General features: G+C 49.4%; 14 protein-coding genes and 2 tRNA genes. 14 read left to right on the forward strand and 2 right to left on the reverse strand.

All coding sequences use genetic code 11. The features are described from left to right. Positions 1-188: 188 nt before the first annotated feature. A tRNA-Ser gene (locus HMPREF0645_RS13995) sits at positions 189-276 on the reverse strand. Between the two features lie 352 nt (positions 277-628). On the opposite strand from HMPREF0645_RS13995, the gene HMPREF0645_RS10410 reads away from it, so the two are divergent. Continuing rightward, on the forward strand, positions 629-964 hold the full coding sequence (locus tag HMPREF0645_RS10410) for a type II toxin-antitoxin system RelE/ParE family toxin (RefSeq protein ID WP_007174962.1): 336 nt from the start codon (positions 629-631) through the stop codon (positions 962-964). Continuing rightward, positions 939-1244: a helix-turn-helix domain-containing protein gene (locus tag HMPREF0645_RS10415; protein WP_007174963.1), complete on the forward strand. Its 306-nt coding sequence runs from the start codon at positions 939-941 to the stop codon at positions 1242-1244. The genes HMPREF0645_RS10410 and HMPREF0645_RS10415 overlap by 26 nt, the downstream gene beginning before the upstream one ends. A 382-nt stretch (positions 1245-1626) precedes the next feature. Here the strand turns inward: HMPREF0645_RS10415 and HMPREF0645_RS10420 are convergent. Continuing rightward, positions 1627-1700: transfer RNA gene (locus HMPREF0645_RS10420), tRNA-Asn, on the reverse strand. A 230-nt stretch (positions 1701-1930) separates the two neighbouring features. Between HMPREF0645_RS10420 and HMPREF0645_RS10425 the strand changes: the two genes are divergently transcribed. From HMPREF0645_RS10425 to HMPREF0645_RS10480, 12 genes are all read left to right on the forward strand, one after another. Then, the gene (locus HMPREF0645_RS10425) at positions 1931-3589 is read left to right on the forward strand and encodes a S41 family peptidase (protein ID WP_044123597.1); all 1659 of its coding nucleotides are present in this window, start codon (positions 1931-1933) and stop codon (positions 3587-3589) included. 508 nt (positions 3590-4097) lie between these two features. Continuing rightward, a complete protein-coding gene (locus HMPREF0645_RS10430; RefSeq protein ID WP_044123598.1) occupies positions 4098-4427 on the forward strand; it encodes a PadR family transcriptional regulator in 330 nt (109 codons plus the stop codon). A gap of 28 nt (positions 4428-4455) precedes the next feature. Continuing rightward, complete coding sequence (locus HMPREF0645_RS10435; protein ID WP_007174967.1) at positions 4456-6201, forward strand: PspC domain-containing protein; 1746 nt, start codon at positions 4456-4458, stop codon at positions 6199-6201. A gap of 731 nt (positions 6202-6932) precedes the next feature. Continuing rightward, entirely contained in the window at positions 6933-7400 is a 468-nt protein-coding gene (rimP, locus tag HMPREF0645_RS10440; RefSeq protein WP_007174969.1) for a ribosome assembly cofactor RimP, read from the forward strand. A 3-nt stretch (positions 7401-7403) separates the two neighbouring features. Beyond that, positions 7404-8678, forward strand: a complete 1275-nt coding sequence (gene nusA / locus HMPREF0645_RS10445) for a transcription termination factor NusA (protein WP_007174970.1) — start codon at positions 7404-7406, stop codon at positions 8676-8678. Between the two features lie 179 nt (positions 8679-8857). Continuing rightward, complete coding sequence (gene infB / locus HMPREF0645_RS10450; protein ID WP_007174971.1) at positions 8858-11779, forward strand: translation initiation factor IF-2; 2922 nt, start codon at positions 8858-8860, stop codon at positions 11777-11779. A 198-nt stretch (positions 11780-11977) separates the two neighbouring features. Beyond that, complete coding sequence (gene sufB / locus HMPREF0645_RS10455; protein WP_007174972.1) at positions 11978-13435, forward strand: Fe-S cluster assembly protein SufB; 1458 nt, start codon at positions 11978-11980, stop codon at positions 13433-13435. A 41-nt stretch (positions 13436-13476) separates the two neighbouring features. Next, positions 13477-14229 (forward strand): Fe-S cluster assembly ATPase SufC, encoded by a 753-nt coding sequence (gene sufC, locus HMPREF0645_RS10460; protein ID WP_007174973.1) that lies wholly within the window; start codon positions 13477-13479, stop codon positions 14227-14229. Next, positions 14226-15587, forward strand: a complete 1362-nt coding sequence (sufD, locus tag HMPREF0645_RS10465; RefSeq protein ID WP_007174974.1) for a Fe-S cluster assembly protein SufD — start codon at positions 14226-14228, stop codon at positions 15585-15587. Before sufC ends, sufD begins: the two co-directional genes overlap by 4 nt. A 371-nt stretch (positions 15588-15958) precedes the next feature. Then, positions 15959-17176 carry an aminotransferase class V-fold PLP-dependent enzyme gene (locus HMPREF0645_RS10470; protein ID WP_044123579.1) on the forward strand — a complete coding sequence of 406 codons (1218 nt, stop codon included), beginning with the start codon at positions 15959-15961 and terminating at the stop codon, positions 17174-17176. A 470-nt stretch (positions 17177-17646) separates the two neighbouring features. After that, positions 17647-18327, forward strand: a complete 681-nt coding sequence (locus HMPREF0645_RS10475; protein WP_007174976.1) for a ribonuclease HII — start codon at positions 17647-17649, stop codon at positions 18325-18327. Then, positions 18314-19219: a helix-turn-helix transcriptional regulator gene (locus HMPREF0645_RS10480; RefSeq protein WP_007174977.1), complete on the forward strand. Its 906-nt coding sequence runs from the start codon at positions 18314-18316 to the stop codon at positions 19217-19219. Before HMPREF0645_RS10475 ends, HMPREF0645_RS10480 begins: the two co-directional genes overlap by 14 nt. Positions 19220-19576 lie beyond the last annotated feature (357 nt).

Genomic DNA, 19576 nt, shown 5'->3' on the forward strand with positions numbered 1-19576 from the left:
CTTTTTTACTTTTTCGTTTATATTGCTTGCTTATTTGAACCTGTAAACTTTAAGGTGGTAGGGTAGGAGGCAAATGCCAATCAATAGATGCTAACCCCTTACTTTTTTGTATGCTCATGCCAGGTTTACAAAAAAAAGAACTTCAGACAAACTGTCCAAAGCTCTTTCAAAAGTGTTATTCATGACTGCGGAAGATGAGGGATTCAAACCCCCGATACCCAAAAAGGGTATACCGGATTTCGAGTCCAGCGCATTCGATCACTCTGCCAATCTTCCCTATAATTGAGCGCAAAAGTAAGGAAAAGGTTGCAGAAAAAAAAGCAATTAACAATAATTGACACGTATAGATTAGAATTACTCCGTCATTCACGCCAAGAGTCGTCCTGCTATTCAATTATCTGCCATTGCAAACAGAGAAACTCTTCAGTCAATGATCGGCCAATAATCTGTGGTTTACCAACTGTACTTGTAGAAATGCCACTTCTGTCTTGTGGACTGTCTTGATGCAAAGTACTAGCAATATTGATAATATTTTAACTCCAATAGAAATAAAGTTTAATTTTACTTTGCGGCAGAAAAAATAATACAAAAAGTTGTCATATATAGAAACTTTTGCTACTTTTGCAGTATGAGACGAATAAAGACATACGGTGGCTACTTTCAGGCATTCATGCAGACGCTGGATGAGAAGGTACAGCGAAAGATAGACTATGCTTTGCAACTACTGAAGACGCAGGAAAGACTTTCGACAAAGTTTGTCAAAGCAATACGAGATGGATTGTTTGAATTGCGAATTGAATACGAGAGCAATATCTACCGTGTGTTCTTCATTTTTGACAACGAACAAATTGTGGTGCTGTTCAATGGCTTTCAAAAAAAGACACAGAAAACACCCAGACAAGAAATAGAAAAAGCACTAAAGATAAAGGAGGCATATTATGAAGACAAACAACCACAAGATTGAAGACTACGACCTCGTGCTGGATGCAAAATACGGCAAGGAAGGTACACCACAACGAATACAGTTTGAAGATGAGGCAAAGGCATTTTATGCCTCGCAAATCCTTTTACAAGCACGCAAGGAAGCAAAAATGACGCAAACCGAACTGGCTGAAAAGGCTGGTACGACTAAGTCGTATATATCCAAAATAGAAAACGGATTGATTGAGCCAGGGGTAGGACTGTTCTTTCGCCTTGTCAATTCTCTCGGGTTGCGCATAGACATTTCGAAACCCGTAGGATAAATAGCTTGAAAAAGATAATTCACACGGGTAGTCGCTAAGGCTGCCCTTTATTATTCTCCAATCTTTCTAACACATCATTCAGTAGTTCATCAACGCCTTGCCTAAAGTCAAAGTATGTGGTACATAGTACCATTAGCTTTGTACGTGTCCGCGATATGCAGGTGTTGTCGATATGAGAAGCCTTACTATTAGCTTTCCTTGTAACCATATCTTTCAGTCAATGGTCACTCAATAATTTACGTTTACTTGTGGCTTGCAAACTGTACTTGTAGAAATACTATTCTTTTTAATGAACTGCCCAAAATGCTTTAGAAATGCTGTAAACACCTATATTATAGGACAAAAAGACGGAAGTTCTTTTGTTTAAGAACTTCCGTCTGTGCGCTCCAGGATGGGCTTGAACCAACGACCCCCTGATTAACAGTCAGGTGCTCTAACCAACTGAGCTACTGAAGCAGTTTTGTTATTGCGAGTGCAAAGGTAAACAGTTTCGAGGAATCTTCCAAATTTTTTTGGCGAAAAATTTGAAATAAGGTGAAAAATGTTTGGGCAGCGCCATAATTTGCATACCTTTGCATGTGAGGTAGAATGAAAGAATTGAATCGTAATCGATAATAGCCGTGTGGCAAATGAATATGAAAATGAGAAAAATATTGGTAGAGGGTTGGCGTTCGACAGGTGTTGGGATGTGGCTTTTGGTCTTGGCATGCCTGTCGGTGGGTGCCGATGTCATGGCGCAGGACGCCGATCATAACTTCAAGGTGGCTAAGAACCTCGAAGTGTTCAACACCATATATAAGAATCTTGACATGATGTATGTCGACACGTTGGATGCCGACGAGGTGGTGGGCAATGGTGTCAAGGCGATGCTGCGAAGTCTCGATCCCTATACAGAATACTATCCCGAGGACAAGAACAAGGATGTCAAGATGATGTTGCAGGGCAAATATGCTGGCATCGGGGCTTTGATACGCTATAACTTCAAACTTGGTCGGGTGTGTATCGATGAGCCGTATGAGAACCTGCCGGCCGCAGAGGTGGGGCTGAAGAAGGGTGATATCATCCTGAGCATCGATGGTGAGGATATGACCAAGCGCGACAATGCTTATGTGAGCGACCACCTGCGGGGCGAACCCGGCACGACGTTCGAACTGAAAATTCATCGCCCCTCCACCGGCAAAGATATGAAGTTCAAGGTGAAACGCCGCGCCATCCAGCTGCCGGCGGTACCTTATTATGGTATGCAACCCAATGGCATAGGCTATCTCAACCTCAACAGTTTTACCGAGGGATGTGGCAAGGCTGTGCGCAACGCGGTGATCGAGATGAAAAAGCAGGGTATGAAAGGGCTTGTCTTCGACCTTCGCAACAACGGTGGGGGCTCCGAGATGGAAGCTGTCGACATCGTAAACTGCTTTGTGCCGAAGGGAAAATTAGTTGTTTCCAATCGTGGGAAGATGAAACAGGTGAACCGAGACTACAAAACTCGCGTAGAACCGGTAGATACGTTGATGCCTGTCGTGGTACTGGTGAATGGTAACTCGGCATCGGCCTCTGAAATCACGAGTGGTGCCCTGCAGGATTTCGACCGGGCAGTGGTGATGGGCACCAAGACATACGGTAAGGGATTGGTGCAGACCATGATAGACCTTCCCTACAACGGACAGATGAAACTCACCACCAATAAATATTACATTCCTTCGGGACGATGCATTCAGAAGCTCAATTATAAGCATGCCAACGGTGGGTCGACGGAGGAAACGGCCGACTCGCTTATCCAAACCTTTTACACGGCCAGTGGTCGTCCGGTGAAAGATGGGGGCGGTATTGAGCCTGATGTGGAGGTCAAGGCCGACTCGCTACCCAACATTGCTTATTACCTTGCCGGCATGCGCGACTCTGCTGAGGTGCTGCACAGCTATGAGATCGACTATATTGCCAAGCATCCCACAATCGCCCCGGCAGCCGAATTTGAGCTGACTGACGCCGATTACGAGGATTTCAAGCAGCGTGTGCTGGCGAGCGACTTCAAATATGATGCTCTCAGCGAGAAGTCGCTCGATGCTTTGGAGAAAGTGGCTAAGTTCGAAGGCTATTATGACGATGCTAAGCCTGAATTTGAGGCATTGCGCAAGAAGCTGAAACACAATCTGGCTAAGGATCTCGAGTATAACAAGGAGGCCATCAAGCAAATTCTCACCAACGACATTGTGACGGCATACTACTATCAGCGCGGAGCCATACAGAACACGCTGCGCACTGATAAGCAACTGAAGGAAGCTTTCCGGTTGTTGCAGAATCCGGAGAAATATCATGCAACATTGAGGCCTGCAACGCAGCCGTAGAACCTTTGTCTTTGCATCGACTCCCACGACTTTACACGAATTTCTTTTAGAGGGAACTTCGACTTCACACGACATCCTTGCCGTATGATACTTCGGGTGTTCATCATTTAGTAGGTCTGTGTTTGATTAATCAGATTTTAGAGATGCAGCGGAGAATAAGATAGTTTTCCAATCTTTATCATCGAACAAGGCGTTATCAGATAACTTCGTCCACTTTAAAAAGCCAGACTTTTTAAAATGGACGAAGTTTTGTATTTTCACAACCACTCTCGGACCCTTTCCTTTTTTCGACAAAATCAGATATCTACTTTCTTAGAAGGTCCTGTCAGGAGCTATGAACAGGTTTATAATATTCAGATAGGACATTTTCAATATTACTGATTAGGTGTTTATTTCAGTGGTTTGGTAGTTAAACAAAGTTAACGAAACAAAGATTTATAGTACTATGTTTTGCAAGGTACTTGTGTTTTACATACCTTTGCGACATCAACTTAAAAAATTGATGATTATGAATGTAGACAATGTGAAATCGCAAATGCGCAAAGGGATGCTGGAATATTGCATTTTGTTGCTACTGGAAAAGCAATCGGCCTACACCTCGGACATCATTCAGCGGCTCAAGGAGGCTGAGTTGCTGGTGGTGGAGGGAACGCTGTACCCGCTGCTTACGCGACTGAAAAACGATCACTTGCTGAGTTACAAATGGCAGGAAAGCACGCAGGGGCCTCCGCGAAAATACTATATGCTCACCGACAAGGGGGCAGTCTTCCTCCAGGAGTTGGATAAGGCGTGGGGAGAGATTGCTGCCACTGTCAACTATCTGAAACAACCAAAGTAAAGTTCTAATCATTATTCAACAGGTCATTATGAAAAAGAATATCACCATCAATATGTTAGGCCGGCTTTATGCCATCGATGAAGACGCCTACGGACTGTTGCAACAATATATCGACACGCTGCGCAGCTATTTTGCGCATAAGCCCGACGGGAAAGAGATTGCCGACGACATTGAGGCTCGCATCGCCGAACTGTTTGACGATCTCAAGGCACAGGGGGTTGAGGCGATCAACATTCAGCATGTACAGGACATCATTACGAGAATCGGAGATCCCAAAGAGATGGTCGAGGACGAGCTGCAAGACGAGGATAAGGATGAGCAAAATGAGGAGCCGGTAGGAGAAAAGAGTACGGTCAACCGACTGAAGGAAGAAGTCATGGCTTATTTCGATCGATTGAGAAAATCGGGCAAACGCCTTTACCGGGATCCCACCGACAAGAAGATCACCGGACTGCTGGCCGGATGCGCCCATTACTTTGGCGGCGACCCCTTGTGGTGGCGACTGGCCTGCGTGTTTCTTGTGTTTATCACTTTGGACACGTCTTTGTCTTCCGGCAGGTTTTTCCACGTCACGCCGTTCACTTGGACACCGCTCTGGCTGGTGATCGTCTACTTGATGATCTCGGTCATTACACCCGTGGCACAGAGTCCCGAGGACCGACTGAAAATGAAAGGAAAGGATGTGACACCACAAAGCCTGGCCCAGGAAGTGGCCGAAGAGCATGTGCAAGCTGATATTCCCCAGCATCACCGGAGTGGGGCATCGGGATGCATAGGTGGTTTTTTCAGGATAATACTGCTGCTGATGAAAGGCTTCATCATTCTCGTTTGCATCCTTGCAGGCCTGGTTACTGTGGCCATCTTGGCCATCCTCATCATGCTGCTGACCATGCCCGATTTGTTTGGCGACATGGAATTTGCCAAGCTCTATTCAGACGCGGTTAGTCCGGCATTGAGTTTGGTGTGCGTTGTCGGCATGGCAGGCGTACTTTCGATTCCTCTTTATTGCGGCGTCCACTCACTGCTGAGCAACACCAAGAAACTCATGCCGATGGGCACCCCGCAACGCCTGATGTGGGCAGGACTGTGGACTGTGAGTCTCGTTGTGGCCATTGTCAGCGGCATCGCCATTGGCGCAAGAATTTCTATGGCCGAGAAGAAACTGGATGAGATCAAACACGAGGCCTACATCAAGGCGAACACCCACAATGGTGTGTTCATCAACGAAACCGACTGGGAATTCCTGAATCAGGGTGGGTGGTATCTGGTTGCTCCGTCAGACCGTGAAGACCACTACACCTCAAGTGGAGAATATTACACCGGCAACGAAGGGACGCGCTATCTGGACGGTTACTCCGAATGGGGGCTGAGCTATCAGGTGGAGCGAGAGAAAACTGATGTTGCGCCGGGCACATACACCTTGAGCGTGGCTGCTCGCGCCAATGGCAAGGGAGCCTATCTGTATGCCATTGCCGACGGACGCAAATATGCGGTGGAGATACCGGCCGAGGGTAATACGGGCGGTAATATCTGGGCAGCGGCCAAACGACAGTTGGCCGTCGCAGACTCGCTCTCATCAGACCCGGACGAGACCTATTATAGGAAAATCGTTGAGGCCAATGATGGGAAAGGATACGGGTGGAACCGCGTAGAAATCAAGGATATACGCAGCACCAAAGGCTCGGTTCGCTATGGCATTTCCACCAAGTCGAACTTCACCGGCGCCACTTTCGCGGGGCAATGGGTGTCGGCCGCCGACTTTAACTTGAAGTAGACAAGGCAGCCAAGCCTATTTTCACGAACGATAGGTTGACGGCATGCTACGATGCGCGCGATATAAGACCCACCCCGATGAAGATACCTTAGCATGGGTCATCATGGTATAGGCTTGCATCAAATCATGTGTAAAATATCTGACAAAGACCTTCGTATATTTCGCGCGTAGCAAAAACGAAGGTCTTGAGTCGGAAATACGCCCAAAATAAGAGTTTTTGATAATAGGCTTGCATATAGCCGCTTATGCGTTTCCAACAGCAAACCGTCTGAAAAAGTTTTCCTATACACGTTGCGATTAGGCCTTTTTGGCACGGCGACTAAGGCTTTCTCGTCTTGCGATCAGGGCTTGGACGCGTTGTGGTTAGATTGAGAACGCTGTGCCATCAAGCCCTAACCGAATGCCAAGCCACTTTCCCACCTGCTCGGACGACCCCGAAACTCCACTTGGTTTAGCTCTGAAACTTCTAAAATCAAAGTTCGGAGGGTGCGTTTTTTGTGACTTTTATTTAACGATTGAAACCTGTATCTTGCCGTTTCCTGACGGGAAGGGACTGCCGTCAGTGAGGTGTGGAAAGGTGAGAGAGGGCGTGTGGCTTTTCAACATCAGCTTTTTCCGCTTTAAAAAACGCGTATTTGTTTGCATGGATACATTTTTTTTTGTAACTTTGCATCGTTCAGTGGAATGAGGGGCTCCTGGAGAGTTCCTCATTTTTTTATAGTAACGTCATTATGATTGATAAAAGCACCGTAAAAAACATTGTAGAAGAATGGCTGGCTGGCAAGGAGTATTTTCTTGTGGACATCAAAGTAGACTCGAACGACAAGATCACCGTTGAGATTGATCATGCCGATGGTGTCTATATCAATGATTGTGTGGAACTCAGCAAGTTTATTGAGAGCCAACTCGATCGTGAGCAGGAAGACTACGAACTCGAAGTGGGGTCGGCCGGCATTGGTCAGCCCTTCAAGGTGGAACAGCAGTATGTGAACCACATCGGCAAGCCGGTGGAGGTGCTGGACGCCGATGGCAAGAAAGTGCGGGGCGTGCTGAAAAGCGTCGAAGGCCGTGACTTTGTGGTGTCGGTGAACGAAAAGGTAAAGGTGGAGGGCAAGAAGCGCCCGGTGATGATGGACCAAGACCACCAATACAGCATGGATAACGTAAAATATACTAAATACTTAATAAGTTTCAAATAAGCTATGGCAGCAAGAAAAAAAGTTGACGAGCAGATGAGCATGATTGACACCTTCCGCGAGTTCAAGACCGACAAGGATATTGACCGCACCACTTTGGTGAGCGTGCTGGAGGAAAGTTTCCGCAATGTGCTTGCAAAGAAATATGGCAGCGACGAGAATTTCGACGTGATCGTTAATCCCGATAAGGGTGACTTCGAGATTTACCGCAACCGCGTGGTTGTGGAAAACGGTGAGGTGGAAGACGACAACAAGCAGATCAGCCTGGCAGATGCACAAAAGATAGAGCCCGACTATGAGGTGGGTGAGGATGTGTCTGAACCGGTGGACTTTGCCAAGTTTGGGCGCCGTGCCATTCTTACTCTGCGCCAGACGCTGGCCAGCAAGATTCTGGAACTTGAGCACGATTCACTCTACAACAAATACAAAGATCGCGTGGGACAGGTGATTTCCGGCGAGGTGTATCAGGTGTGGAAGCGCGAAGTGTTGTTGGTGGATGATGAAAACAACGAGCTGATCCTGCCGAGGTCCGAGCAGATTCCGAGAGATCAGTATCGCAAGGGAGAAACCCTGCGCGCAGTGATCGATCGTGTGGAAAATGAGAACAACAACCCTAAGATTATCCTCTCGCGCACGAGTCCGGTCTTCATGGAGCGCCTGCTCGAACAGGAAGTGCCCGAGATTGCCGATGGACTGATAGCCATCAAGAAGATTGCGCGGATGCCCGGGGAGCGTGCCAAGATAGCCGTGGAGAGCTATGACGACCGCATCGACCCCGTTGGAGCCTGTGTAGGTGTGCGTGGTAGCCGTGTGCATGGTATTGTTCGCGAGCTTTGCAACGAGAATATTGATGTTATCAACTGGACGGCCAACACGATGCTGTTTATCCAGCGTGCACTCAGTCCGGCCAAGATTACGAGTATCAGTCTTGATGAGGAAAACCGGAAGGCTGATGTCTACTTGCAGCCGGAGGAGGTGAGCCTCGCCATTGGGCGTGGCGGACTGAACATCAAACTGGCCTCCATGCTTACCGAATATACCATTGATGTTTACCGCGTGGTGAACGAGAATGAGCAAGGACAGCAGGAGGACGATGTTTATTTGGATCAGTTCAACGACGAAATTGACCAGTGGATCATCGATGCCATCAAGGCCATCGGACTGGATACGGCCAAAGCCGTGATGAACGCTCCTCGCGAAATGCTGGTGGAGAGGGCCGACCTGGAGGAAGAAACTGTAGACCATGTGCTCGAAGTGCTCCGCAAGGAATTTGAGAGCTAAGCCGTGACAGACGGTCGAAATGGAATATTAACATAATCCCCGCGAAGACATGTAAAGGATATAGAATGTAAAAAGGTAGGGGTTAATCATAACAAGAAAGAGACATAAAATATACAAGGCGAGGAAGCAAAGGTTTTACCTTTTTGCCTTTCAGCTTGATTGCCTTCAAAGTGAAATATATGAGCATCAGATTAAACAAAGCGTTACGTGAATTAAACATAGGACTTCAAACGGCAGTTGAATTCCTGGAAAAGAAGAATGAGCTGGGCGAAGTGAAAGCAGAACCATCTTTCAAGCTCAACGACAAGCAGTATGCTGCCTTGGTCGAGGCGTTCAGACAGGATGCTGCCGTGCGCACCGAAGCTGAGAAACTCTTCAAGAAACCCAAGGAGAAGAAGCGTGCGCAGGAGAAGAAGGAGAGTCGCCGTGCCGAGGGATTACTGGAGTCGAGCAAGCGCCAGCAGTATAAGCCGTTGGGTAAGATCGATTTGGATGACGTCGGCCAGAAGCCTGCGGCAAAAGCAACTGATGCTCCCAAGCCCACAACTGCCCCAGAGGTGAAGGCTGCTGCCGTTGGCCCAGATCCTGAGGTGAAGGAAAACAAAATGACTGCCAAATCTGAACCAAATGAAAAACCGGTAGAGCCGATGGCGGAAAAAACCAAAGCAGAGGAGAAGAAGCCCGAGGCTCCTCAGTCTGCAGCTCCGGAACCGAAGAAGGAGCCAGAGGCCAAAAAGGAAGTTCAGCCTGAAAAGAAGCCTGAAAAACCTGTTGCTGAACCTGAAGATACCATCGAAAAGACCAAGCCTGAAGCCGAAACGCAGACCGCTGAAGCCAATGATGGAGAAGAAAAGAAAGAGCCGGAACTGTTCCAGTTGAACAGTGAAAGGCGAATACAGAATGCACCCAAGGTGAATGTGGTGGGCAAGATAGACCTTGACGCCATCAACCAGAATACGCGTCCCAGGAAGAAAACCAAGGAGGAACGCCGCAAGGAGCGTGAAGACAAGGCCAAACAGCAAGGTGGCGGGCGCAGAAAGCGTCAGCGTATTAATAAGGAGCGCGTGGACATTAATGCTGCAGCAAACCAGCAGCAGAATGGTAAAGGCGGCGCCGCCAACCGAGGTCGTGGCAATAATGCTAACAGCCGCGGTAACAACAGGAACCGCAGACGCAACCAGAAACCGGTAGAGATCAACGAGGAGGACATTGCACGTCAGGTAAAGGAGACGCTTGCACGTCTGAAGAGCAAGCAGAGTCAGACCCGTAAGGGTGCCAGATACCGTAAGGAAAAGCGCGATGCCGTTCAGGAACGCATGAGTGCTGAGGCCAGTGCAGAGCGCAAGGAGAGCAAGACGCTGAAGATAACCGAGTTTGTGACGGTGTCGGAATTGGCAACGATGATGGACGTAGACGTTACTCAGGTGATCTCCACACTGATGAGCATCGGTGTAATGGCCTCGATCAACCAGCGTCTGGATGCTGAGACCATTAACTTGGTGGCCGATGAGTTCGGCTTCGAGACGGAATATGTCAGTGCTGAGGTTCAGGAAGCTGTGAAGGTAGAGGAAGACGACGAGAGCGATCTCATTTCGCGTGCACCGATTGTTACGGTGATGGGTCATGTGGACCATGGTAAGACTTCGCTGCTCGACCACATCCGAAACACCAACATGATTGCCGGTGAGGCCGGTGGAATCACACAGCATATTGGTGCCTACAACGTGACGCTGAACAATGGCCGGCGCATCACTTTGCTCGATACTCCGGGTCATGAGGCCTTTACGGCCATGCGTGCCCGTGGTGCTCAGGTTACCGACATTGCCATCATCATCATTGCTGCCGACGACTCGGTGATGCCCACCACCAAGGAGGCCATTGCCCATGCGCAGGCAGCCGGTGTGCCGATGGTGTTTGCCATCAACAAGATAGACAAGCCGGGCGCCAACCCTGATAAGATTCGCGAGGACCTCGCACAGATGAATCTGCTTGTGGAAGAGTGGGGTGGTAAGTACCAATGCCAGGAAATCAGTGCCAAGAAGGGCATCGGCGTGGACGATCTGCTTGAAAAAGTACTCCTCGAAGCCGACATGCTCGACCTGAAGGCCAACCCCGATCGCTCAGCCACGGGAACCGTGGTGGAGAGCTCGCTCGACAAGGGGCGTGGATATATAAGTACGGTGTTGGTGAGCAACGGTACGCTCAAGGTGGGCGACTTCATCATTGCCGGAGTTAACTGGGGGCGTATCAAGGCCATGTTCAACGAGCGCAATCAGCGCATAGAATCTGCCGGACCGTCTGAACCGTGTATTATTCTTGGATTGAATGGTGCACCAACAGCCGGCGACCAGTTCCATGTTTTGGAAACAGAACAGGAGGTTCGCGATATTGCCAACAAGCGTGAGCAACTGCAACGTGAGCAGAGCTTGCGTACACAGACGCGTCTGACCCTGAGCGATATATCCCATCGTATTGCCCGTGGAGAGTTCCACGAGATGAATATCATTGTGAAGGGTGACACCGACGGTTCGGTTGAGGCATTGAGCGACTCGTTTATCAAACTGTCGACCGAGAAGGTTCAGGTGAACGTTATCTTCAAGTCGGTGGGTCAAATCTCTGAGAACGATGTCACATTGGCCGATGCATCCGATGCCATCATCGTGGGATTCCAAGTACGTCCGTCAGTGGCTGCACGCAGGTTGGCCGATTCTGTAGGTGTGGAAATCAACACCTATTCGGTAATCTACGATGCCATTGACGATGTTAAGGCAGCCATGGTGGGTATGCTTGACAAGGTGAAGAAGGAAATTCTCACCGCCCAAGTGGAAGTTAAGCAAGTCTATAAGATATCCAAAGTGGGTACCGTGGCCGGTGGTCTGGTTACCGAAGGCAAGGTGCACAACAAGGATAAGGCTCGCGTAGTGCGCGATGGCATTGTGGTTCACACTGCTCCCCTTGCTGCACTGAAGCGCTACAAGGATGACGTGAAGGAAGTAGCGACAGGAATGGAATGCGGTATTTCGCTTGTCAACTACAACGATATACAGGAGGGTGACGTGCTCGAGACCTTCACAGAAATTGAAGTTGAGCAAAAACTCTAACGACAAATTGACAGGCAAAACGGAGAGTTGACAAGCTCTTCAAGGTTTTGTAGACAGTTATGAAGGTATAGGCGGGTGTTAATCCCGGTCACCTTATCATATATAAAGTAGTGGCATTCCTATCCAGGGTGTCACTATTTTGATAAAAATAGTACGATTTAAAGACGTGGCATAATCCTTGCTGGGTTATGAACAGATATGAAGACAGAGCAAATCGAACAAGAAAAGAATAAGTTTGTCAAGCAGGTGGCAGAGCAAAAATACGAGTTTGGCTTTACCACGGACATTGAGACGGAGATTATTCCGGTAGGACTCGATGAGGATGTGGTGAGGCTTATCTCCCGCAAGAAACAGGAGCCGGACTGGCTTCTCGACTTCCGCTTAGAGGCTTTCCGCTACTGGAAAACGCTGGAAGTACCCACATGGGGACACCTCCACCTGCCGGAGATTGACTTTCAGGGCATTTCCTATTATGCCGATCCTTTGGCCAAGAAACCGGCTAACAAAGAGATTGACCCGGAGTTGGAGAAGACTTTTGACAAGTTGGGCATCCCGTTGGAGGAGCGTTTGGCTTTGAGTGGTACGGCCGTAGACGCAGTGATGGACTCCGTGTCGGTGAAGACCACTTTTAAAAAGCAGTTGGCTGAGAAGGGCGTTATATTCTGCTCAATCAGCGAGGCGGTGCGCGAATACCCCGATTTGGTGCGACAGTATCTTGGTAGTGTGGTGCCTATTCGCGATAACTTCACGTCCGCGCTCAATTCGGCTGTGTTCAGCGACGGTAGCTTTGTGTATATTCCCAAGGGCGTCCGGTGCCCCATGGAACTTAGCAGCTACTTCCGCATCAATGCAAGAAACACGGGACAGTTTGAACGCACACTGATTGTGGCCGATGATGACTCCTATGTGTCGTATCTGGAGGGCTGTACAGCTCCGATGCGCGACGAGAATCAGCTGCACGCCGCCATTGTGGAAATCGTGGTGATGAACAATGCCGAGGTGAAATACTCCACTGTCCAGAACTGGTATCCGGGCGACAAGGATGGTAAAGGAGGGGTGCTGAACCTTGTGACCAAGCGCGGCGACTGTCGCGGCGTCAACTCCAAACTGTCGTGGACGCAGGTAGAAACTGGTTCCGCCATCACGTGGAAGTATCCCAGCTGCATTCTGCGCGGCGACAATTCGCAGGGCGAATTCTACAGTGTTGCAGTGACCAATAACCACCAGGAGGCCGATACGGGGACGAAGATGATACACATGGGCAAGAACACCAAGTCGACGATCATCTCTAAAGGAATCTCCGCCGGCAATAGCCAGAACTCCTATCGCGGCCTGGTCAGGGTGACGGCAAACGCCGAGAATGCTCGAAACTACAGCAGTTGCGACTCCTTGTTGCTTGGCTCTCACTGCGGAGCACACACATTCCCCTATCTGGATATCCACAACGAAACGGCTATTGTGGAGCACGAGGCTACCACTTCAAAGATTTCCGAAGACCAGTTGTTCTACTGCAACCAGCGTGGCATCGGTATGGAAGACGCCGTAGGACTAATTGTCAACGGCTATGCCAAGGAGGTGCTGAATAAACTTCCGATGGAATTTGCAGTCGAAGCGCAGAAGCTTTTAAGCGTTTCATTGGAAGGAAGCGTGGGGTGATTTGATGAATATATACTTTTCTAAAATAAACAATAATTAAGATGTTAGAAGTTAAAAACCTGCACGCTACCATTGCAGGCAAAGAAATATTAAAGGGTATTGACCTCACCGTAAACGAAGGAGAGGTGCATGCCATCATGGGTCCCAATGGCTCGGGAAAGTCAACATTGAGTGCCGTTTTGACCGGTAACCCGCTCTACACCGTCACCGAGGGGTCGGTCATGTTCAATGGAAAGAACCTGCTCGAAATGCCACCGGAGGAACGTGCATGCGAGGGGTTGTTCCTGTCGTTTCAGTATCCCGTTGAAATTCCCGGAGTATCGATGACCAACTTCATGCGGGCGGCCGTCAATGCCCGACGCAAATACAATGGGCAGGAACCCATGAATGTGTCCGAATTCATGCAGTTGATGAAGGATAGACGACAGATCGTGGAACTCGACGCCAAGCTTTCGCGACGTTCTGTCAACGAGGGCTTCTCGGGCGGGGAGAAGAAGCGCAACGAGATTTTCCAAATGGCCATGCTCGATCCCAAGCTCAGCATTCTCGATGAAACCGACTCCGGACTCGACGTGGATGCCATGCGCATCGTTGCAGAAGGTGTGAACAAACTGTTCACCCCCCAGAAATCGATTATAGTCATCACCCATTACGAACGTTTGTTGGAGATGATCAAACCCGACGTGATTCATGTTCTTTACGATGGACGAATTGTCAAGACAGAGGGGCCGGAGCTTGCCAAGGAAATCGAAAAGCGAGGATATGACTGGATTAAGGAGGAGGCCGACTCATGAATAGTGAGAAACAATACATCGACCTGTACGAACAAGCCCGTCAAATGCTATTCGAACATTCGTCCGCACCGCTGAACGCTGTGCGCGACAAGGCTTTCGAGGATTTTAAGAAACAGGGATTGCCCAACAGAAAGGTCGAGGACTACAAATACACCGATATGCAAAAGCTCTTTGAGCCGGATTATGGCGTGAATCTGAAGCGTATTCAATTCCCAATCAATCCTTACCAGTCGTTTAGCTGTGATGTGCCCAACCTGAGTACATCGCTCTATTTTGTTGTCAACGACCAGTTCTATAGCAAGGTTCACCCCAAGACCACGCTACCTGAGGGCGTCATTGTGGGCAGCTTGAAAGAGCAGGCCGAGCGCAACCCGGAACTCATTACCAAATATTATGCTAAGCTTGCGAAAACCAACGGCGACCCGTTGACCGCACTCAACACCATGCTGGCGCAGGATGGACTCTTTGTCTACGTGCCCAAGAATGTGAAGATGGACCGTGCCATACAGGTGGTGAACATCCTCCGATCCGACGTCGACCTCATGGTCAACCGTCGTGTGCTTATCATTGTAGAGGAAGGAGCTGAGGTCAAGTTCCTGTTTTGTGACGACTCGGCCGACGACCGAAACTTCCTTGGTACCCAGGTTATTGAGGCCTTCGTTGGCGAGAATGCCTCACTCGACCTTTATTGTCTTGAGGCAACGCACCATAAGAACGTGCGCATTTCTAATGTCTATATCGACCAGCAGGCCAATAGCCGTGTGAATCATAACGTCATCACGCTCCACAACGGCATTACACGCAACCATCTCGAACTCGTCTTCAAAGGTGAAGGAGCCGAATGTTGGTGCAACGGTTGTGTCATTGCAGACGGCAACCAGCACGTGGACAATAACACGTTGATAGATCACCGTGTGGGGCACTGTAAATCAAATCAGCTCTATAAATACGTGCTCGATGGCAAGGCGGTCGGTGCTTTTGCGGGATTGATACACGTTCGCCCCGACAGTCAGAAGACCGAGTCGCAAATGACCAATCAGAACCTCTGCACTACGAAGACGGCTCGTATGTTCACACAGCCCATGCTCGAGATCTACGCCGACGATGTGAAGTGCGCCCACGGTTCTACCGTAGGCCAACTCAACGATGCGGCCATGTTCTACATGCAGCAGCGTGGCATCGACAAGCGCGAGGCGAAGTTGCTCCTCGAGTTCGCCTTTGTGGGTGAGGTCATCGACCAAATCAAGCTCGAACCGCTCCGCAGCAGCCTCCATCACTTGGTAGAGAAGCGCTTCCGTGGAGAGCTGAACAAGTGCGAAGGGTGTTGTAATTCAAAATTCACAATTCAAAATTCATAATTGTTCCTGCGTCAGCCAATTATGAGTTAAGAGTTAAGAGTGAGGAACGAAGAATCAACGCGCAGCCTAATTATGAATTATGATTTATGAATTATGAATTGAAAACTCCTCCGCTCGGCTATGCCGAATCTTTGAATATCCATAGAATATCTTCTCTTGAACGAAAGGCTCATCGCAGAAAATCTCATTTTCTTGCTTCGCAAGATTAATCTTAGAATATCTGCCTTACCCCCATCGCGTAGCCCAAATTATAAGTTAAGAGTTAAGAGTGAAGAACGAAGAATCATCGCGTAGCCAATTGTGAATTGAAAATTGTGAATTGTGAATTGCCAACTCCGCGCAGCCCAATTATGAATTATGAATTTTGAATTATGAATTGTCCCCGCTCCTCTTTCCCCATTCTTTCCCGCACCATTTACGGCAAACCGTTGGTGTATCTCGACAATGCCGCCACCACGCAGAAGCCGCTCGTCGTACTCGATGCCATGCGCGAGGAATATCTCAATGTTAATGCCAACGTGCATCGCGGGGTACACTGGATGAGTCAGCAGGCCACCGAACTGCACGAACAGGCGCGCGAAACCGTGCGCCGGTTTCTCCATGCCGGTAGCACCAACGAGATTGTTTTCACACGCGGTACCACCGAGGGCATCAACCTCGTGGCAAGCAGTTTCTGTGAGGCGTTCATGCACGAGGGCGATGAAATCATCCTCTCCACCATGGAGCACCACTCCAACATCGTGCCCTGGCAGTTGCAGGCAGAGCGAAAGAGACTGACGATCAAGGTTATCCCGATGACCGACGACGGTACGCTCGACATGGAGGCATACGCCAACCTGTTCACCGAGCGCACCCGCATTGTCAGTGTTGCCCACGTGAGCAACGTGCTCGGCACCGTGAATCCCGTGGCCGATATGATTCGCATTGCACACGAACACCATGTCCCCGTGCTCATCGATGGAGCACAGAGCGCCCCTCATTTCAGGGTCGACGTGCAGGCGTTGGACTGCGACTTCTTCGTCTTCAGCGGTCATAAGGTCTACGGACCAACCGGCATAGGCGTACTCTATGGCAAGGAAGACTGGCTCGACAAACTGCCTCCCTATCAGGGCGGAGGGGAGATGATAGCCCATGTGAGCTTTGAGAAGACTACCTTCGAACGCCCGCCCCTGAAGTTCGAGGCCGGCACGCCCGACTACGTAGCCACCCACGGCTTGGCCACGGCACTCGACTATGTCACCGATTTAGGATTAGACAATATTGCAAGACATGAAAAAGAATTGACTAAGTATGCCCTGTCTCAACTCAGGAATATAGAGGGTATCAAGATTTACGGGCATCCTTCGTCTTCGGACGAGGTGGGCGAAGCTGTCATCAGTTTCAATGTGGGCAATATCCACCACATGGATCTTGGCACACTGCTCGACCGCCTCGGCATCGCCGTGCGCACGGGCCACCACTGTGCCCAGCCTTTGATGGATCGCTTGGGCGTGCTTGGCACTGTCCGCGCCTCGTTCGCGCTGTACAACACCAAGCAAGAGATCGACGCGTTTGTCGATGGGCTGGAGCGAGTGGTCAAGATGTTTTAATTCACAATTCACAATTTTCAATTCACAATTAGCTGCGCGTTGATAATTCATAATTCACAATTTTCAATTCACAATTAGCTGCGCGTTGATAATTCATAATTCACAATTCATAATTCACAATTAGCTGCGCGATGATTCTTCGTTCTTCAGCCTTAACTCTTAACTCACAATTTGGCTGACGCGAGGAGGGTTAGGCAGATATTCTAAGATTAATCTTGCGAAGCAAGACAATAAGATTTTCTGCGATGAGCCTTTCATTGATAAAAAGATATTCTCCGAATATTCTAAGATACCGCAGAGCGGTGCGGAGGAGTTATCAATTCACAATTCAAAATTCACAATTCACAATTTGGCTAACGCGTTGACAATTCATAATTCATAATTTAGCTGCGCGTTGATTCACTCTTCACTCTAAACTCTTCCCTCTTATCTCTCATACTCTTCCCTCTTCCCTCTTCACTTTCAAGCTTATGTTGCAGAACTCCTATAATCCTCATCTCATCGAAGCCGGATGCGACGAAGCCGGGCGAGGATGCCTGGCCGGTAGTGTGTTTGCCGCCGCCGTCATCCTGCCCAAGGACTACGACAATCCAGACTTCAACGACTCCAAACAGCTATCGAAGAAGAAACGCTATGCTCTCCGCGAACAAATCATCAGAGACGCCGTGGCTTGGGCGGTAGGCATCGTCACACCCGCCGAAATCGACCGCATCAACATCCTCCATGCCAGTTTCCTGGCCATGCACCGAGCCATCGACCAACTCGCGGTACGACCCGAGGCCCTCATTATCGACGGCAACCGCTTCGACCCCTACAAGCCCTTATCCGAAAATGCCACCGAGGGAAGAAAAGAGCGGGTGGTGACTCGTCCCGACGACCCCGCCGTCTTGCCCTGGCAGTGCATCGTCAAGGGTGACGGCAAATACCAAAACATCGCCGCTGCCAGCATCTTGGCCAAGACTTTTCGCGATGACTACATGGACGAACTCCATTTGCAGTACCCCATGTACCACTGGAACAGCAACAAGGGCTATCCCACCCGCATACACCGTGAGGCCATTGCCCGCTATGGCATCACGCCCTTTCACCGCAAAAGCTACAACCTGTTAGGCAACCGACAACTTGAAATCTGCTTCGATGACAAACAATAGGGTACGTTTTGAACAATGGTTCGACCTGATACTGACCATGATCGACGGTCGCGAACACACGGCCAAGGAACTGGCTGAGGTGCTGGGCACCACCCTGCGCAACCTTTATTATGTGCTCAAGCGGATGCGCAACATGGGTTTCAACGTGGTTCACGATCGCACATTCTACTACATCGACCCCCACTCTCCCTTCCTTCGGCGCATCGCGACGGCCATCGATTTCACCGAAGACGAAGTCGTCTTCTTGCATGGCAGGCTTTTGGGAGAAGATCAGGACAGTCCGATGGCAGGAGCCATCAAGCGTAAACTTGAACGCTTCTACAATCTCACATCCCAAGCCGACGTGCATTTCCGGCAACGCCTTTACGAAAACACAAGTCTCCTTGAGCAGGCCATGAGCGATCGGCAGGTGGTCATACTCCACGACTACTCCTCGCCCCACAGCCACAGCGTGAGCGACAGGGTGGTGGAACCCTACCTCTTTTATGACAACAAGGCGGATATCCGCGCCTACGAACTCAAGTCCAGACAGAATAAAACTTTTAAGGTCGCGCGCATAGGAGCCGTCGAGGTGGTCGACACCCCCTGGTTTAATGAGCATAAGCACCGTGAGGTGTTCACCGATATGTTTATGTTCAGTGGTGAGAACAAAATCCGCATCAAGCTGAGGCTTAGCATCCTGGCACACCATCTCATGCTTGAGGAGCATCCCCGCTCGGCTAAGTTCATGACCCGCGACGACGACGAGCACTGGTTTTTCGAGACCGACGTGGCAAACTATGTGGGCATCTCCCGCTTCATCCTCGGCCTCTTCGACGAAATCGAAATCCTTGAAAATGACGAATTGCGACGTTTCCTGCGTTCCAAGATCGAGCGTATGAAACTCCGCTGACTGTTTCGGACATGTAAAATTCTTTAACCGTTTTTCGGCCTTTGTTTTTGAATCAATGAGCGCGAAAAGCGCCATGTTTCCAGCGTCACCCGCAACGCGCACCACGCGAAAATAGCCCTGTTTCTGAGGTTCACAGGCTGTCTTACGCTGATGAAGCCTTAACGGCGACCCGGATAAGGCTTAGTCGTCGTGCGGTTAAGCTTCATTCGTCACGCGGTTAGGCTTTCCTCGCCCTGCCATTCGATACTCAATCGCAGATGACGACAAAAGCGATGTGATACCGTGTTTTCAAAACGCGCTGATTATCAACAAACTACGAATTACCCGAATTTCGCGAATTTCAAATCGATGGTCGAA

This window comes from Hallella bergensis DSM 17361, assembly GCF_000160535.1.
In the GTDB taxonomy this organism is placed as follows: domain Bacteria; phylum Bacteroidota; class Bacteroidia; order Bacteroidales; family Bacteroidaceae; genus Prevotella; species Prevotella bergensis.

Bases quoted from the DNA above. Each gene is read 5' to 3' on its own strand.
- HMPREF0645_RS10410 (WP_007174962.1), top strand. From the start codon at position 629: ATGAGACGAATAAAGACATACGGTGGCTACTTTCAGGCATTCATGCAG.
- HMPREF0645_RS10415 (WP_007174963.1), top strand. From the start codon at position 939: ATGAAGACAAACAACCACAAGATTGAAGACTACGACCTCGTGCTGGAT.
- HMPREF0645_RS10425 (WP_044123597.1), top strand. From the start codon at position 1,931: ATGTGGCTTTTGGTCTTGGCATGCCTGTCGGTGGGTGCCGATGTCATG.
- HMPREF0645_RS10430 (WP_044123598.1), top strand. From the start codon at position 4,098: ATGAATGTAGACAATGTGAAATCGCAAATGCGCAAAGGGATGCTGGAA.
- HMPREF0645_RS10435 (WP_007174967.1), top strand. From the start codon at position 4,456: ATGAAAAAGAATATCACCATCAATATGTTAGGCCGGCTTTATGCCATC.
- rimP (WP_007174969.1), top strand. From the start codon at position 6,933: ATGATTGATAAAAGCACCGTAAAAAACATTGTAGAAGAATGGCTGGCT.
- nusA (WP_007174970.1), top strand. From the start codon at position 7,404: ATGGCAGCAAGAAAAAAAGTTGACGAGCAGATGAGCATGATTGACACC.
- infB (WP_007174971.1), top strand. From the start codon at position 8,858: ATGAGCATCAGATTAAACAAAGCGTTACGTGAATTAAACATAGGACTT.
- sufB (WP_007174972.1), top strand. From the start codon at position 11,978: ATGAAGACAGAGCAAATCGAACAAGAAAAGAATAAGTTTGTCAAGCAG.
- sufC (WP_007174973.1), top strand. From the start codon at position 13,477: ATGTTAGAAGTTAAAAACCTGCACGCTACCATTGCAGGCAAAGAAATA.
- sufD (WP_007174974.1), top strand. From the start codon at position 14,226: ATGAATAGTGAGAAACAATACATCGACCTGTACGAACAAGCCCGTCAA.
- HMPREF0645_RS10470 (WP_044123579.1), top strand. From the start codon at position 15,959: ATGAATTGTCCCCGCTCCTCTTTCCCCATTCTTTCCCGCACCATTTAC.
- HMPREF0645_RS10475 (WP_007174976.1), top strand. From the start codon at position 17,647: ATGTTGCAGAACTCCTATAATCCTCATCTCATCGAAGCCGGATGCGAC.
- HMPREF0645_RS10480 (WP_007174977.1), top strand. From the start codon at position 18,314: ATGACAAACAATAGGGTACGTTTTGAACAATGGTTCGACCTGATACTG.